This window comes from Paraburkholderia sp. Cpub6 (assembly GCF_014201065.1).
In the GTDB taxonomy this organism is placed as follows: domain Bacteria; phylum Pseudomonadota; class Gammaproteobacteria; order Burkholderiales; family Burkholderiaceae; genus Paraburkholderia; species Paraburkholderia tuberum.
In genome coordinates, this window is record NZ_JACHDM010000014.1 from 132,697 (window position 1) to 149,144 (window position 16,448).

Annotated in this window: 12 protein-coding genes and 1 pseudogene; 6 read left to right on the top strand and 7 right to left on the bottom strand. The window is 63.3% G+C overall.

Annotation, left to right across the window (positions count from 1 at the left end; genetic code table 11):
* Nucleotides 1-205: 205 nt before the first annotated feature.
* Entirely contained in the window at nucleotides 206-1,453 is a 1,248-nt protein-coding gene (locus tag HDG33_RS22760; protein WP_184033645.1) for an acyltransferase, read from the bottom strand.
* A gap of 259 nt (nucleotides 1,454-1,712) precedes the next feature.
* Here HDG33_RS22760 and HDG33_RS22765 point away from each other — a divergent pair, with 259 nt between their 5' ends.
* Nucleotides 1,713-1,856: a hypothetical protein gene (locus HDG33_RS22765; protein ID WP_008921966.1), complete on the top strand. Its 144-nt coding sequence runs from the start codon at nucleotides 1,713-1,715 to the stop codon at nucleotides 1,854-1,856.
* A 285-nt stretch (nucleotides 1,857-2,141) separates the two neighbouring features.
* Entirely contained in the window at nucleotides 2,142-3,059 is a 918-nt protein-coding gene (galU, locus tag HDG33_RS22770) for a UTP--glucose-1-phosphate uridylyltransferase GalU (protein ID WP_184033648.1), read from the top strand.
* Between the two features lie 71 nt (nucleotides 3,060-3,130).
* On the opposite strand, the gene HDG33_RS22775 is transcribed toward galU, so the two are convergent.
* Nucleotides 3,131-5,305 carry a malate synthase G gene (locus tag HDG33_RS22775; protein ID WP_184033651.1) on the bottom strand — a complete coding sequence of 725 codons (2,175 nt, stop codon included), beginning with the start codon at nucleotides 5,303-5,305 and terminating at the stop codon, nucleotides 3,131-3,133.
* A gap of 80 nt (nucleotides 5,306-5,385) precedes the next feature.
* Complete coding sequence (locus tag HDG33_RS22780; RefSeq protein ID WP_184033654.1) at nucleotides 5,386-5,790, bottom strand: heme-binding protein; 405 nt, start codon at nucleotides 5,788-5,790, stop codon at nucleotides 5,386-5,388.
* Nucleotides 5,791-7,188: 1,398 nt separating this feature from the next.
* On the opposite strand from HDG33_RS22780, the pseudogene HDG33_RS37555 reads away from it, so the two are divergent.
* Nucleotides 7,189-7,737: pseudogene (locus tag HDG33_RS37555) on the top strand (chloride channel protein); the annotation flags it as partial.
* Nucleotides 7,738-8,194: 457 nt separating this feature from the next.
* On the opposite strand, the gene petA reads toward HDG33_RS37555, so the two are convergent.
* The 3 genes from petA to HDG33_RS22800 all read right to left on the bottom strand — a co-directional run bounded on the left by petA (nucleotide 8,195) and on the right by HDG33_RS22800 (nucleotide 10,924).
* Nucleotides 8,195-8,818 carry a ubiquinol-cytochrome c reductase iron-sulfur subunit gene (gene petA / locus HDG33_RS22790; protein ID WP_184033660.1) on the bottom strand — a complete coding sequence of 208 codons (624 nt, stop codon included), beginning with the start codon at nucleotides 8,816-8,818 and terminating at the stop codon, nucleotides 8,195-8,197.
* A gap of 135 nt (nucleotides 8,819-8,953) precedes the next feature.
* Complete coding sequence (locus tag HDG33_RS22795; protein WP_184033663.1) at nucleotides 8,954-9,385, bottom strand: carboxypeptidase regulatory-like domain-containing protein; 432 nt, start codon at nucleotides 9,383-9,385, stop codon at nucleotides 8,954-8,956.
* Between the two features lie 81 nt (nucleotides 9,386-9,466).
* Nucleotides 9,467-10,924 (bottom strand): PDZ domain-containing protein, encoded by a 1,458-nt coding sequence (locus HDG33_RS22800; RefSeq protein WP_260330567.1) that lies wholly within the window; start codon nucleotides 10,922-10,924, stop codon nucleotides 9,467-9,469.
* Nucleotides 10,925-11,161: 237 nt separating this feature from the next.
* On the opposite strand from HDG33_RS22800, the gene HDG33_RS22805 reads away from it, so the two are divergent.
* Complete coding sequence (locus tag HDG33_RS22805; protein ID WP_184033666.1) at nucleotides 11,162-12,043, top strand: MOSC domain-containing protein; 882 nt, start codon at nucleotides 11,162-11,164, stop codon at nucleotides 12,041-12,043.
* 38 nt (nucleotides 12,044-12,081) lie between these two features.
* On the opposite strand, the gene cobA is transcribed toward HDG33_RS22805, so the two are convergent.
* Nucleotides 12,082-12,882 carry a uroporphyrinogen-III C-methyltransferase gene (gene cobA, locus HDG33_RS22810; protein WP_184033669.1) on the bottom strand — a complete coding sequence of 267 codons (801 nt, stop codon included), beginning with the start codon at nucleotides 12,880-12,882 and terminating at the stop codon, nucleotides 12,082-12,084.
* Between the two features lie 593 nt (nucleotides 12,883-13,475).
* Here cobA and nirB point away from each other — a divergent pair.
* A complete protein-coding gene (gene nirB / locus HDG33_RS22815) occupies nucleotides 13,476-16,016 on the top strand; it encodes a nitrite reductase large subunit NirB (protein WP_184033672.1) in 2,541 nt (846 codons plus the stop codon).
* A 39-nt stretch (nucleotides 16,017-16,055) separates the two neighbouring features.
* On the top strand, nucleotides 16,056-16,421 hold the full coding sequence (gene nirD / locus HDG33_RS22820) for a nitrite reductase small subunit NirD (RefSeq protein WP_184033675.1): 366 nt from the start codon (nucleotides 16,056-16,058) through the stop codon (nucleotides 16,419-16,421).
* The last annotated feature ends 27 nt before the right edge of the window (nucleotides 16,422-16,448 follow it).

The following is a 16,448-nucleotide window of genomic DNA, read 5'->3' on the forward strand; positions in this document are numbered from 1 at the left end:
CCGCCGAAGCGGGGCCTGTTCATAGACAGGTCACGCAGGCACGCGGCACCACCACGACTGGGCAAAGGCGACATCGCCGATGAACTCGATGCCGGTAAGCACAAAGCCGTTAGGGATGTGTTCAAAACGCGCTCAAGCCGCGATTGATTTTCCGTCTGGCCATGCCGCCATGAATACGGTGAGATGACCCGATGCTCTGGTTCTGCTAGCGCCTTCCAGGCTTAAAACTCGCCGACCACTTCATCGCAGGCAACTCAACGAGCCGATAAAACACATAGGCGAACGGCACCGCGACCAGCATATAGCCGAACGACGGCCAGATCGACATCTGCAGCGACGAACGAAACAGCCACGCCGACAGCAGTACGAAGATCGGCAGATGGATCAGATACAGCGAGAAGCTGAAGTCGCCGACGCGGGACAGCAGGCGCGACAGCGCGTGCGACCCTGCGCGAAGCAGCGCGAGCACGCCGCTCGCTTCGCGTTGCGGGTCCTTGCGCGCATCGAGTGTCTTGTACAGATAGCACGCGAAGCCGAGCGCCCAGATCTGGAACGCGCCGTACTGGCCGAAGTGAAACGCGACGCAGCCTGCCGCGATCAATACCGCCGCGAGCACGTACAGCGATGCCGGCGCACGCGCCGCTCGCACGCTGCGCGCTTTGGCGTCGGCGATCCACGCACCGAGCGTCCAGGAGAACCAGTACGACGTGAAGAACTGCAGATCGTGGCGCTCCAACCCGTACGCGGACGCAACGTTGATCGCGCCGACGAGCGCGAGCACGGCGTTCATGCCGATGCGTCTGCGCAGCGCGAACAGCAGCGGATAAATCGCATAGAACTGCACTTCGAGCGACAGCGTCCACAGCGCGCCGTTCGAGCCATACGTTTTACCCGCCACACCCTGCAGCGAAAACAGGTTGACCAGAAACGGATGCCAGCCGATGTCGCGAATCTTGTGACTGACGGGCGGCAATTGCAGGCTCAACGAATCGAGCGCGAAGGTCAGTACGAGCGCCGCGAGCAGCACCGGGTAGATGCGCGCGAAGCGCCGCAGCCAGAAGTTGCCTGCATCGAGCCGGTAAGCGGGATTGCCCGCGAGCCGCAGCGCGCCGCCGCGATGGATGCAGTAGCCGCTGATGACGAAGAACATCGGCACACCGGCCGAGCCCCATGCGATCGGAAACGTCAGATACGCGGCGAGACTACTGGGACTCAATGAATGTCCGACGTTCTGATGAAACGCCTGCATGCCGACCCACACGATCTGGCGGCAATGAAAGTAGGCGACCAGCAGCGCGGCGAAGCCTCGCATCGCGTCGATCGCGTGCTCCTTGCTGGCGCTATCGACACGCGCGTCGCTGCGCGCATGCGCCGCGGCCGGGTTTTTCTCCGGGCGCGGCAGCGGGGAGAGGGGCAGGGATGAGCCGGCGGCATCCAGTGCTGGGTCGCTCATACGCGGTCCTTATCTGAAGCGGAAAAGAGAAAAAATTGACGCGGAACAGGCCTTCGAGCGGGCGTCTTGCGCACCCGCGACGCATCCATCCTAGAGCACCGCAATCCTGAAAAATGATTAAAAAATTCCATTTCGCATTGAATCCGACATCGATTTTGTGACGAATTGTAATTGCGCGTCGACCTATGGGGTGTCGAATTATTTATCGCTTTTGTCGTGCTAATTTAAAGCAAGGATTTTCTGACCCCGAGGTGAAGTCATGAACCTGCATTTACTGGCCGGCGTGGCCGTCCTGCTGATCCTGGTGGCCGCCTCCGCCTACCGCGATGCCTTGCGCAACGAGCCGATCCGTCGTTACCGGATGAACCCAGGCAAGCTGCCACCGGTCGACGAACAGGAATGACGTGCTGCCGAAGCCGGTCCTCGGGTCGCCAGGCGACCCGTGCCAGGGGTCGTCCGAAAGGTAAGACTTTCGGATTTGCTCGATCACCAACTGGCAATAGATACGTAATAATTTCCTCAATTTTTCACAATATCGCATTGCGATTAATGCGTGAATTATCCGAATTAAATCGGAGAAAGACCGCTTCCGTGAACCTCGCAGTTTTTCTGCTAGTCTTGCGCCGGCATTGATTGGCCGCCAGGTCCGCGAACACACCAATTTCTAACCGATGTGGGAATGCCTACCATGCTGAAAGTCACCAAAGCCGTGTTTCCCGTAGCGGGCCTCGGGACACGATTCCTGCCGGCTACCAAAGCAAGTCCGAAGGAAATGTTGCCGATCGTCGACAAGCCGCTGATCCAGTACGCGGTCGAAGAAGCGATCGACGCCGGCATCACCGAGATGATCTTCGTGACGGGCCGCAGCAAGCGCGCGATCGAAGATCACTTCGATAAATCCTATGAGATCGAGTCCGAACTCGAAGCGCGCAACAAGCAGAAGCTGCTCGACCTCGTGCGCAGCATCAAGCCGGCCAACGTCGACTGCTTTTACGTGCGCCAGGCCGAAGCACTCGGTCTCGGCCATGCGGTGCTATGCGCCGAAAAACTGGTGGGCGACAGCCCGTTCGCGGTGATTCTCGCCGACGACCTGCTGCATAGCGCGAAGCCCGTGATGAGCCAGCTCGTCGATACCTTCAACCACTATCACAGCTCGGTGATCGGCGTCGAAACGATCGCGCGCGAGGACAGCCGCTCGTACGGCGTCGTCGACGGCCGCGAGTGGGAAGACAACGTGATCAAGCTCTCGGGCATCGTCGAGAAGCCAGCGCCGGACGAGGCGCCGTCGAATCTCGGCGTGGTGGGCCGCTACGTGCTGATGCCGACGATCTTCAAGCATATCCGCGCGCTGAAGCCGGGCGCGGGCGGCGAGCTGCAACTGACCGACGCGGTGCAGTCGTTGCTGACCGAGGAGCAGGTGCTAGCGTATCGCTACTTCGGCACGCGCTTCGATTGCGGCAGCAAGCTCGGCTATCTGAAGGCGACCGTCGAATTCGCACTGCGCCATCCCGAGGTGAAGGCTGAATTCGAGGCATATCTGCAAGCCTATATGAAGAACGAAGCGTCAGGTGGCGAGGCGGCGCAATTGACGGCAGAAGCCGCGTGAAGTGACACCACCTGGAAGGAAAAACGGGCGCCGCATTGCACGGCGCCCGTCGTCGTTTCGGCCGGACGGCCTCAACCCTGCTTCTTCACCTCGAGCCGGAACTTGTGCAGCAACGGCTCGGTATATCCGCTCGGCTGCTGGCGCCCCTCGAAGACGAGCGCCTGCGCGGCCTTGAACGCGATCGTGTCGAAGCCGGGCGCCATCGGCTGGTAGAGCGGATCACCGGCGTTTTGCGCATCCACCACCTTGGCCATGCGCTTGAACGTCTCCTCGACGAGCTCGCGCTTGATCACACCGTGATACAGCCAGTTGGCGATGTGCTGGCTCGAAATACGCAGCGTCGCGCGGTCTTCCATCAGGCCGACGTTGTGAATGTCCGGCACTTTCGAGCAGCCGACGCCCTGGTCGATCCAGCGCACCACATAGCCGAGAATGCCCTGCGCGTTGTTGTCGACCTCGGCGCGGATTTCGTCGTCGCTCCATTGCGCCTGTTCGACGACCGGAATCGTCAGCAGGCCGTCGAGCAGTTCGTCGCGCACCGTCGCATAGTCGGTGCGTTCGAGTTCCTGCTGGACCGCCTGTACGTCGACCTGGTGATAGTGCAGCGCGTGCAGCGTCGCCGCGCTCGGCGAGGGCACCCACGCGGTGTTCGCGCCGGCCTTCGGATGGCCGATCTTCTGCTCCAGCATTGCGTGCATCAGGTCGGGCATCGCCCACATGCCCTTGCCGATCTGCGAGCGGCCGCGCAAGCCGGCGCTCAAACCGACCAGCACGTTGCTGCGCTCGTACGACGTGATCCACTTGCTCGACTTCATGTCGCCCTTGCGCATCATCGGGCCGGCTTCCATCGCCGAGTGCATCTCGTCGCCGGTGCGATCGAGGAAGCCCGTGTTGATGAACGCGACGCGCGCCGACGCTTCGGCGATACAGGCGAGCAGATTCACGCTGGTGCGGCGCTCCTCGTCCATGATGCCCATCTTGATCGTGTTGCGCGGCAGCTTCAGCAGGTCTTCGACGCGCGCGAACAGTTCGCTCGCGAACGCGACTTCGGCCGGTCCGTGCATCTTCGGCTTCACGATATAGATCGAGCCGGTGCGCGAGTTCAGCTTGTTCTGGCGGTCGCGCAGCGCGCACAGCGTCGTGATCACCGCGTCGAGAATGCCTTCCGGAATCTCGTGGCCGTCTTTCGTCAATATGGCCGGGTTCGTCATCAGATGGCCGACGTTGCGGATGAACAGCAGCGAGCGGCCATGCAGCTTGACCTGCGACTTGCCGTCGGCGCCGACGTATTCGCGATCGGCATTGAGCCGGCGCGTGAAGGTCTTGCCGTTCTTCGTGACCTGTTCGGTCAGGTCGCCGTTCATGAGGCCGAGCCAGTTGCGATAGAGCTGCACCTTGTCGTCGGCATCGACGGCCGCGACCGAGTCCTCGCAATCGATGATCGTCGTGACGGCCGCTTCGACGACGATGTCCTTCACATGGGCGGCATCGGTCTTGCCGATCGAATCGTTCGCATCGATCTGGATCTCGACGTGCAGGCCGTTGTGCTTGAGCAGCACCGCCGACGGCGTGCTCGCGTCGCCCTGATAGCCGACCAACTGAGCAGGTGTCTTCAGCGCCGTGGTGCCGCTCTTCAGCGCGACGACCAGCCGGCCATTCTCGACGCTATAGCGCGTTGCGTCCGCGTGCGAGCCGTTCGCGAGCGGCGCGGCCTGATCGAGGAACTTGCGCGCGTACGCGATCACGGCTGCGCCGCGCACCGGGTTGAAGCCCTTCTGCTTTTCCGCGCCGTCCGATTCGGGGATCGCGTCGGTGCCGTACAGCGCGTCGTACAGGCTACCCCAGCGCGCGTTTGCGGCGTTCAGCGCGTAGCGCTGGTTCGACAGTGGCACGACGAGTTGCGGGCCGGCCTGTCCGGAGATTTCGCTGTCCACGTGGTCGGTCGTGGCTTGGACGCTGGCGGGCACGGGCACGATGTAGCCGATGCCTTCGAGAAAGGCACGATACGCGCGCGGATCCCGCACCGGGCCGGGATTGGCCCGATGCCAGTTGTCGAGTTCGCTTTGCAGGCGGTCGCGCTCGGCGAGCAACGCCCGATTTTTGGGCGCCAGCTCGTGCACGAGGGCGTCGAATCCCGACCAGAAGGCGGCGCTGTCGATTCCGGTGCCGGGCAGGGCTTCGGATTCAACGAACTGGTCGAGGTTGGCGGCGACCTGCAGTCCGCCGCGCGGGTTCATCTGAGTCATCGACTGCTCCATCTGTTATGGGACCGACGAGGGGGCATCGGTCCGCGTTGTGTCTCGGGATTGCTTTGGCGCTCGGCGCTTTACACGCCGAGCGCCTGAATGCCGGCTTTCGCGATCTGCGCATCCTGCTCCGACTTGACGCCCGACACGCCGACCGCGCCGACCACGTGGCCGTCGACGATCACCGGCACCCCGCCTTCGAGCGTGCCCTGCAGCGGTGCGCTGAGGAACGCGGTGCGGCCGTTGTTGATCATGTCTTCATAGACCTTGGTTTCGCGCCGGCCGAGCGCCGCGGTGCGCGCTTTTTCGGTCGCGATATACGAGGTGGAGGGCGCCGCGCCGTCGAGACGCAGCACCGCGAGCGGATGGCCGCCGTCGTCCGCGACGACGATCGCGACAGGCCATTTGTTTTTCTCGGCTTCCGCGCGGGCGGCATCGACAATGCGGGTCGTCTCGGCGACGGTCAACATGGGTTTGGTCAACATAATGAATTTCCTGTCTCGGTGATGGGAAGGTGGCTTCTACAGCTTCTTTCGGTAACCGGCGATGCGGCGCTTCAGGAGATCCTCGGGGCTGCGTTGCAAGCTTCTTGCGGCTCTCCGGCGCGCGCCTGATTCGACGATTTTACTTCGGCGCGAGGCAGCGCGAAACGGCGGCCTCGCCAGGCGGCTCTGCCCGTGCGCTCGACAGTGCCGCCGCAACGCCACGCGCCGGGCGGTCCACAAGCGCGGCCTGGTTCAGAAATAACGAGGTAGACCAGCAGATGAGCTGGTTTTCGAAGCCTTCATTGCGGCCAGACAATGGTCGCGCCGCGAGCCGTAGCGGGGGCGACGGCTTCGGTTCATCGTTGGATGACAGCGGCAAGCGGACCAGGCCCGGTTCACGCTTTCACGAGTGATCCAGACCCGCGCATGGGCGACGCGAACACCGGTTAGCCGCCCACGAACCAGTCGAAACCAGTGGAAGGCAGCCGAAACTGGCTGATACGCCCGAAGAAACGTTCGATCTGCGTTCGACCTGTTCAGGTCGGTTTCCCGCACTCGCCGACAATGAGGCCAACCGGGGCAGCAGCATTGACTATGATCGCGCTGTCAGTCCGGACCACACGATGACGGCTCGGCGGTGCGACCCAGTCAGCGAGCGGGGGGCGTTGATGAATGGCGATCGCGGAGAAATCCTTGCAGCCAGTTTTCGGGGCGACGTCCGAGGTCGGGTGCGCGATGGCAAGGTGGGCGAAGCCCAAACATATTCCAGCGCATAGTGCAGGCAGCGTACGCATGGTGTGTCCTCCTTGTACGAGAGAACCAGTAGAGTGCCAGTCAACTGTCTGTCAGCTTCGATCAGTGGGACATTGCAGCGATCAGCCTTGCTCCGCGTCGGCAGTGGCGGATCGATCGTTGGCTCGTTGAAGGTACGACAGGCCTGGTACGCTTTCAATCTATGCAGTGGCGATTAAAGCAGGCTTAAAGGCTTTCCCCGTGTCGGCGCGATGATGATCGCCCGTTCTCTCCACTGTGCGGGGACGCCTTGTGGCAGGTGCCTGACCGTTCGCCCGACGCAATCTGGGTGATCGTCTATCGCACCGAGCGCGGGTTCTGCTGCATGTACCGGGGCGAGCCGGTCGAATTCGACGAGATGCTGGACGTGCAGATATGGTCGGAGGAACTGCCCCGATTGACGTTTTATCGAAGAATGCAGGATTCACTTGAATTTATGTCACAACATGCCTATCCTAGCGGCGAGTGGTGCGGAACACGGTACGGCGATATTGCTGGTTGTTGCATAGGGTCCGAGAGAACGTCCACTCGTCTTCAGGCGATAGAAGGCGATCCCCTCCGCCCAGCTTAACGGCTGGGCTTTTTTTTTAAATTGACCCATACGTGATGGTGAATCCGTTCGCCGCTTTCTTTCGATTCCTTGACAGAAGAACGCTGCAACACGCTCGGCGGCTGTGGTTCCACTATGGGATTTTCTGGCTGGGCGCGGTGGCCACGGGTCTGGTCGCAGTTCTGTATTCGCACTTTATTGACGCAGGTCATGACATATTTCGGCGCATTACCGCCGTCCGCTGGTGGCTGCCTTTCCTGCTCACGCCGGCTATCGGCACGGCCAGCGTATGGATCAAGAGGCGGTTCATTCCCGGCGCGAAAGGCAGCGGCATTCCTCAGGTCATCGCCACGCTGCATGATCGCGGCGGACTTGCGCCGCGGCTTTTGAGCATCAGGATCCTGATCGGCAAGATCGTGGTGTCTTTTCTGTCGATCGTCGGCGGCTTCACCATCGGCCGCGAAGGCCCGACCATCCACGTCGGCGCAGCGCTGATGTTTAATCTGCGGCACTTCTATCCAGCGCGCTTTCGGGCAATCCGCGGGTTCGATCTCGAACGCAGGCTCGCCCTCGCCGGTGCCGCCGCAGGCCTGTCGGCGGCGTTCATTTGCGGTAGCGTGAATGCAACGGTGGGCGATCGGATTGCGGAGGACTTGATGCCGCCGGATTCATCGGGTCCCTGGGCCGGGATGAGGTTGTCGAGCGGCTCGTGCGCGGCGGCCGTTGCGTGTCCCATGGCGCGATGGTATGCGGACCGCGCCGAGCCACCCTCGGGCTCTTCTTCGGCGAACCTGTCGAGCGAGGCGAACGGCGAAAGCCTGATGGCCGCCGAGGAGCACTTTAAGTCGCGCACTTCTTTCGGCGCAGGCAGTTTCGCGCTCAGCGCCTTGGGTTTCGCGGCTTCGCGCATCAATTGGTGATCTCGATCTCGGTAGGTGATAGGCGACCCGCGCGACACCGCGCGCTCGACCGGCCGCCACGGATCGATGTAGCGGTAGCGAGGCGGGCTGGTATTGCGTGACCCTAGCAGGAACTTCCCGCGTCCTCGACCGTATGCCGCGGCTATGCCTCCTCGCCTTTTTCATCCTGTCCGGTAACGATGCTCGTCGACGACGCAAACATGTAACGCGGCACATCCAGATTCTGGGGCGCGGGTTTGTCTTTGAACACTCGACCGGCCAGGTCGTAAGTCGAGCCGTGACAAGGGCACAGAAAGCCCCCGGGCCAGTCGTCGGGCAGACTGGGTTGCGGCCCGGGCTGGAAGCGGGGCAGCGGGGTGCAGCCGAGATGGGTGCACACGCCGATCACAACGAGTATGTTGCGATGATCCGGGCGCGACCGGTATTCGTTGTTGCAGTAGGCCGGCAGCGGTATCGAGAACGGATGCGCGGTATGCGGGTCGGCGACCATCGGGTTGGCCTTGAGCACGGCCGCCAGCATCTCGTTGGTTCTGTTGACGATGAAAATCGGCTTGCCGCGCCACGCCACGGTCATCATGCTGCCAGGCTCGAGTCTGCCGATGTCGGCGCTGACTGGCGCCCCGGCTGCCCTCGCACTCGCTGGCGGCGCAAACGAGTCGACAAAAGGAACGACGACCGCCACGCCTCCTATGGCGCCGACGGCCGATGTGGCGATGAGCCATCTGCGGCGGCTTTCGTCGAGAGGCTCCCTGGAACCGTTTTTCATGGCAAGCTCCGAGTCGGTTCGGTTGCCCATCGCGACTTTTCACGAGTACCGGTTACCGAATGCACCGCCGCGGTCGTCGCGAGCCGGAAAGCCGGCGAATCGGATCGCGTGCGGCCAGAAAGGCGAAACGCCGGTCTACATCGACCACAGGAACACTTCATGCACATGCGACGACGGAGCGATATTCACGTCCCTGCTCTCCGTCTTGCCGTTATATGTGGCGCTCACGCTATACCGGCCGTGAGGCAGCGACGCCAACAGGAAAGGACCCTTTGCGGTGGTCTGCAATATCGTATTGCCGTGCATGTCGGATAGCGTCACCGGGATATTCGCAAGGTACTCGTTGCCGCTAGCCGCCTTGCCCGCAAACTCGAGCGTGAGTGGATACCTTGGCATGACCTCCTTGATAGCGGTGGATTGGTCAAGGCCGATCCCGCCGCTCAGGAACGTAACCTCACCCTCGTGCTGTACCGCGGGTAAAGGCTGAGTTGCCGCGAACGCGTATTGGACGCTTGCACTCAGTGCGAGTGCCGTCAAGCCAACTTTGACGATTGCGTGCTGGTTCATTTCGAGCTCCTCGTAAAGTGTGGCGATGACGTACGCGCCGCCACTGCGCTGCCAGGGCCTATTTACATATATAAACAGACCCTAGCCCATGTCGATGGTGACGAACATGCGCTGTCCGTCGCGTTGGACCAATAGCGCGACCGCGTTACCGCTGTTCGCCGCTTTCCGCCGGAACTGGGCGGGACTTGATACGTGAGTGCTGTCGACCATCAGGATGATGTCTCCCGGTTCGATGCCGGCGAGCGCGCCGGCCCCCGTGCTTTTTTCGACCAGGACACCACCTTCGACACCTGCGTCGTGTCGCTCCTGTGCGGTCAAACCACGCACGGTCAACTTATCGGGAGCTGCGACCTGCGCAATGGCCGGGGTCTCGGCAGGAGTGGCATTCAGACTGCCAAGCGCGACTGTCGTATCGTGCGTGGCGTTAGCGCGCCAGTACACGAGATGGACGGATGTGCCCGGTTTGAGATCGGCTACTGTGACGGGCAACTGGGTCGAATCTGGAATATCAACGCAATTGATCTTCATGATGACGTCGCCTGGTCTGAGACCGGACCTGGCAGCCGGTCCGCGCGGGTCGACCGAGCTGACGAGCGCCCCTTGCGGCCTGTTCAGACCGAAAGATTGCGCAAGCGGCCAGCTGACATCCTGAATCGTGATGCCGAGGCGTCCGTGTTCCGCCTCGTGGTGCAGTTGCAACTGTCGGGCAACTTTCATCGCTTCATTGATCGGCAGCACGAACGCGGCTCCTTCAACGTCGCCGATCTCTTTCGTGATAGGCATTTCGATCCCAATGACGTTGCCGTTCAGACTGAACACCGGGCTGCCTGCATCGCCCGCATTTTCGGTCACGTCAGTCTGGATAAGCGGTACATACGACTCGCCTGGCAAAGGCCGCGACATGTTGCTGATGATGCCTGCCGTCACCGTGTCGTTCAGTCCATAAGGGGAGCCGATCGAGACGATCCACTGACCGGCCTTGTTCGCGGACGGTGAGCCAATTTTGACTGTCGGCAGTTTGGTGGCGGGAATCTTGAGCAGCGCGATACCGCTCGCTGGGTCGTCGCCGACCACCGTGGCCTTGAACTTGCGACCGTCCTTTAGCGTCACGCTGATTCGGGTTGCTTTGGTTATCAGGTTGGAGTCGGTGAGAATGTAACCATCGGCGGCGATGATGAATCCAGAGCCGCTGCGTTGCGACGCCAGGCCTGCCGCGCCAGGAGGGGCGTAGGCGAACTGCTGGAACTGCCGGGTAAAAGGATCGTCTTCGCTGCCGGCCGGCGGCCAGAGGGGAGTGAAGGTGGCGACGGGTTGAGCCGCTGTCACGCTGATATTGACGACTGCTTTGCCTTCTTCGCTGACGAGGCGCGAGAAGTCCGTCACTATCGCGGGCGCCGTGTCGTGGTCTGGAAGCCTGGCAGCCGGCACATTCGCTCCAGAGCTTACGTTGTTCGGAGGGGATTGCGCCATGCAGCCCGCGGACACCGCCACGGTCAGACATTCCACGATCAGGAAGTACTTGAGGTTGTCGCGTCGCATCACATGCCCCCCGACACGAGCAGTTGAGTCGGTTGAGTCGGAGTAACGCGTCTGTCCGATGCGTTCTCCATGCTGCTGTGATTCGACTCTAGGTCGCCACTTTTAAAACAAGCTTAAAAAAGCCCGATGAGAGGGGCCGGCTCGCACGTCCACGTCAACGCTAACTTCGGTACTATACGGATCTACTCTCAGTCCCCCGATTTTCGCCGGAACTGCGCTCCCGACGCGCGTGCAACCATGCCTACCATCAACGAACTGTTCGTCTATCCGATCAAATCCTGCGCGGGCATCGCGCTCACCGAGGCGCGGCTGTTGGCGACGGGCCTCGAATACGACCGCAACTGGATGATCGTCGATCCCGAAGGCGCAATGTTCACGCAGCGCGCATATCCGCGCATGGCGCTGATCAAGGTCGAACTCGGCGCAGAGGATCTGATCGTCAGCGCGCCGGACATGCGTGAGCTGCGCACGCCGCTCGATGCCGCGCGGCTCGCCGCGGCACCCAGGGTCGCTACCGCGGTGTGGCGCGACGCGGCCTACGGGCTCGACACCGGCGAAGAAACGGCGGCCTGGTTCACGGAGTTCCTCGGTCTGCCCGCGCGCTTGCTGCGCTTCGATCCCGAGCGGGAACGCGTCGTCGATCCGGACTATACGGACAGCACGGGGGGCGCCACGACCTTTTTTGCCGATGGCTTTCCGCTGCTGGTGGTCGGCCAGGCCTCGCTCGACGATCTGAACGCGCGCCTGAACGGCAAAGGCGCACCGTCGATCGGAATCGATCGCTTCAGGCCCAATATCGTGCTCAGCGGCCTCGATGCCTATGAAGAGGACTATGTCGAGACGCTCGCCGTCGGCGCGAATGCGGACTCGAGCGCGCGGGTCGAGTTACGGCTCGTCAAGCTCTGCTCGCGCTGTCCGATGCCGACCATCGATCAGGCGCGCGGCGCGCCCGATCCCGACTGGCCGAACGAGCCGACCGACACGATGCTCGGTTATCGCGTCAGCGAACGCTTCGACGGTGCGGTCACGTTCGGCAACAACGCGCTGGTCGCGAGCGGGGCGGGGGCCTGGCTGCGCGTCGGGCAGCAGGTCGACGCGGAGCTCGGGTTCGGCGATTGATGGGATGAAAGGCGGGCGAGGCCCGCTTCGAGCGCCGATCAGGCTGCCCGCGCCATGGCCGACGCGGGTAGTGTTTGCCCATCTCGACTGCCGCGAGCTTCGCGTTCCCAGCAAGGCGCTTCGGCGCTCTCGCCAACCGCATTGCCCACCAGAATCACCGCCGGACTGCCGAAGCCCGCGCCGAGCGCATCGGCGGCGAGCCGATCGAGCCGCGTCAACAGGCGCCGCTCGCCGCCGCCGCCGGCCCACTGCACGACTGCGGCCGGCGTTTCGGCCGGCAGGTGCGCGAGCAACGCAGCGGCGATGCCGTCGATGCGCCGCATGCCCATATAGATCGCGAGCGTCGTGCGCGTCGCGGCGAGCGCGGCCCAGTCCGGCTCGCCGTGATCTTCGGTGTGCGCGGTGACGAAGCTCACGCCGTGGCAATGCCGCCGATGCGTGAGCGACATGCCGAGACCCGCGGCGGCCGCGAAGCCCGACGAGATGCCGTTGACGATCTCGACCGCGAGGCCCGCATCGCGCAGCACCGCGAGTTCCTCGCCCGCGCGACCGAACAGCAGCGCTTCGCCGCCTTTGACACGTACCACGTGCAGACCCTTCAGCGCATAACGCCGCATCAGCCGCTCGATGAACGCCTGCGGCGTCGAGCGGCAGCCGCCGCGTTTGCCGACGCGAATCACGCGCGCCTGCGGCGCGAGGGTCACGATGTCGGGATTCGCGAGGTCGTCGAGCAGCACGACGTCGGCGGCCGCGAGCGCCTTGACGGACTTCAGCGTCAGCAAGTCGAGGTCGCCCGGGCCCGCACTCAGCAGCGTGACCTTGCCGGTGTTGGTGTTCATGTTGGTGTCCTTATGCCGTTGGTTTCCGTTGGCCCGAAACGAAAACGGCGCCCGCCCGTGAAGATCACGAGGGGACGCCGTTGTCCATTGCATTGCCTGTCGACGGTTGAGTCTGCGCGTCGCGACGACGTTGCCGCGATGACGTTACGCAAGAGCAATGCAAGGACCACGCCATCGATCCGATCAAGGCGCGCAAGCCGTTGCCACACATTGCGATTCACGCGGAAAACATGACGGCGATCGCACGCCCGTGCGCCTTCGTTTCGCACGTCGACAGTGCTGCGTCGCACCATCCCTGTGCTTGGCCGCCTCAAAACGCGTCGCGCGCGGCATCCGGTCCGAAGCCGCGCGACTTGCCGCAAATCCCGGCCACACCACGCTTTCGGGCGCATTTATCGAAATTGGCACAACCCTTGCGATAAGCGTTGCCATCGGACCAACGTGGGTTCGTCGCGCTTGCAGCACAACTGCACGCGCCCGTAGCACCCAACAGGACAACGGCGTCCCCCGAATTCGGCCCCTCGGCCGGATTCGCGGGACGCCGTTTTTATTTCCGCAATCGCTTTCGCCAGACACCAGAGGACAGCGTGCTCATGAAAATCATCGTTATCGGTCACGGGATGGTCGGCCACAAACTGGTCGAATGCCTGGCGCAACGGGCCGCGCACGATCTCGACATCACGGTGCTGGGCGAAGAATCGCGACCGGCCTACGATCGCGTGCATCTGTCCGAGTTCTTCTCGGGCAAGACCGCCGATGACCTGTCGCTCGTCGAGCCGGGCTTCTTCGAGCGCCACGGCGTGCAACTGAAGCTGAACGCGCGGGCGGTCGCGGTCGATCGCGACGCGCGCACGGTGACGGTCGCGACCGGCGAAACGCTGCCGTACGACCGCCTCGTGTTCGCGACCGGCTCCTATCCGTTCGTGCCGCCGGTGCCGGGCCGCGAGCGCGGCGACTGCTTCGTCTATCGAACGATCGACGATCTCGAAGCGATGCGCGAATGCGGCGCCCGGTCGAAAACGGGCACGGTCGTGGGCGGTGGCCTGCTCGGTCTCGAATGCGCGAAGGCGCTGCGCGACATGGGTCTGCAAACGCACGTGGTCGAATTCGCGCCGCGCCTGATGGCGGTGCAGGTCGACGACGGCGGCGGCCGCGTATTGCGCGGCCGGATCGAAGAGCTTGGCGTCACGGTGCACACGCAGAAGAACACGACGGCGATCGTCGACGGCGAAGCGGGCACGCACCGCATGCAGTTCGCCGACGGCAGCCATCTCGACACCGACATGATCGTGTTCTCCGCCGGCATCCGTCCGCGCGACGATCTCGCGCGCGCATGCGGCCTCGAACTCGGCGCGCGCGGCGGCATCGCCATCGACGACGCGTGCCGCACCAGCGATCCGCACATCTATGCGATCGGCGAATGCGCGCTGTGGCACGGCCAGCTGTTCGGGCTCGTCGCGCCCGGCTATGAGATGGCGCGCGTGGTCGCGAAGCAGTTGCTCGGCGACCCGGCCGAATTCGCCGGCGCCGACATGAGCACGAAGCTCAAGCTGATGGGCGTCGACGTCGCCAGCATCGGCGACGCGCACGGCAATACGCCGGGCAGCCGCACCTACCAGTTCAGCGACGAACGCAAGCAGATCTACAAGAAGCTCGTCGTGTCCGATTGCGGCAAGCATCTGCTCGGCGGCGTGATGGTCGGCGACGCGAGCGAATACGGCACGCTGCTGCAGATGATGCTGAACCGCATCGAGCTGCCAGCGTCCCCCGAATTCCTGATCCTGCCGCAAGCGGACGGCAGCGCGAAGCCGGCGCTCGGCGTCGAGGCGTTGCCCGCGGCCGCGCAGATCTGCTCGTGCAACAACGTGTCGAAGGGCGAGCTGTGCGCAGCCGTGTGCGCGGGCGCGACCGACATCGGCGCGTTGAAGAGCGCGACCGGCGCGGGCACCTCCTGCGGCGGCTGCGTGCCGCTCGTCACGCAGGTGATGAAGGCCGAGATGAAGAAGCAGGGCCTCGCGGTGAACAACCACGTCTGCGAGCACTTCCCGTATTCGCGCCAGGAGCTGTATCACCTCGTGCGCGTCGAGGGAGTGCGCAGTTTCGGCGCGCTGCTCGCGAAGCATGGCCGCGGGCTCGGTTGCGACATCTGCAAGCCGGCGGTCGCGAGCATTCTCGCGTCGTGCTGGAACGAATTCGTGCTGAAGAAGGAGCACGCGTCGCTGCAGGACACCAACGACTACTACCTCGCGAACATCCAGCGCGACGGCACCTATTCGGTCGTGCCGCGCATGCCGGGCGGCGAAGTGACGCCCGACGGCCTGATCGCGGTCGCGCAGGTCGCGAAGAAATATGGCCTCTACACGAAGATCACCGGCGGCCAGCGTGTCGATCTGTTCGGCGCGCGCGTCGAGCAATTGCCGTCGATCTGGGAAGAGCTGATCGCGGCCGGCTTCGAATCGGGCCACGCGTACGGCAAATCGCTGCGTACGGTGAAGTCGTGCGTCGGCTCGACGTGGTGCCGCTATGGCGTCGGCGATTCGGTCGGTCTCGCGGTCGAACTCGAGAATCGCTACAAGGGCCTGCGCACGCCGCACAAGATCAAGTTCGGCGTGTCGGGCTGTACCCGCGAATGCGCGGAAGCGCAGGGCAAGGACGTCGGCGTGATCGCGACCGAGAAGGGCTGGAATCTGTACGTGTGCGGCAACGGCGGCATGAAGCCGCGGCACGCGGAACTGCTCGCCGCGGACCTCGATAAGGCGACGCTCGTGCGCTATATCGACCGCTTCCTGATGTTCTACGTGCGCACCGCCGACCGACTGCAACGCACCAGCGTGTGGCGCGACAACCTCGAAGGCGGGCTCGACTATCTGATCGACGTGATCGTCGACGATCGCCTTGGCGTCGCCACCGAGCTCGAAGTGGAGATGCAGCATGTGGTCGACACGTACGAGTGCGAATGGAAAAAGGCCGTTACCGATCCCGAAACGCGCAAGCGCTTCCGCCATTTCGTCAACAGCGGCGAGTCCGACAGCAACGTCGCGTTCGTCGAGGAGCGCGGACAGATCCGGCCGGCAACGCCCGCTGAGCGGCAGGTGCAGCGCATCGAAATTCCCGTTGTCGTCGAGACGGTTTGACCGCATCCGATTCCCGCTTAACTCAAAAGGAGCCCAGTCATGAAGAACGAACGCTTGCCCCGCGCCTGGACCGCGATCTGCGCACTCGACGACATCGTGCCGAACACCGGCGTTTGCGCGCTCGTCAATGGCGAACAGGTGGCCGTGTTTCACGTCGATGGCGGCGAAGTCGAGTCGCCGGCCGAGCCCACGGTCTACGCGATCGAAAACTTCGATCCGGGTTCGCACGCGGCGGTGCTGTCGCGCGGACTCGTCGGCAGCCTCGGCGAGCGCATCGTGGTCGCGTCGCCGATCTACAAGCATCACTTCGATCTGCGCACCGGCGAATGCCTCGAAACGCCGTCGTATTCGGTCAGCGCATTTGCCACGCGCGTCGAAAACGGCCAGGTGTGGGTCGCCGTTTGAGGTAGCGGCCTTTGTCCATCGTTCTGA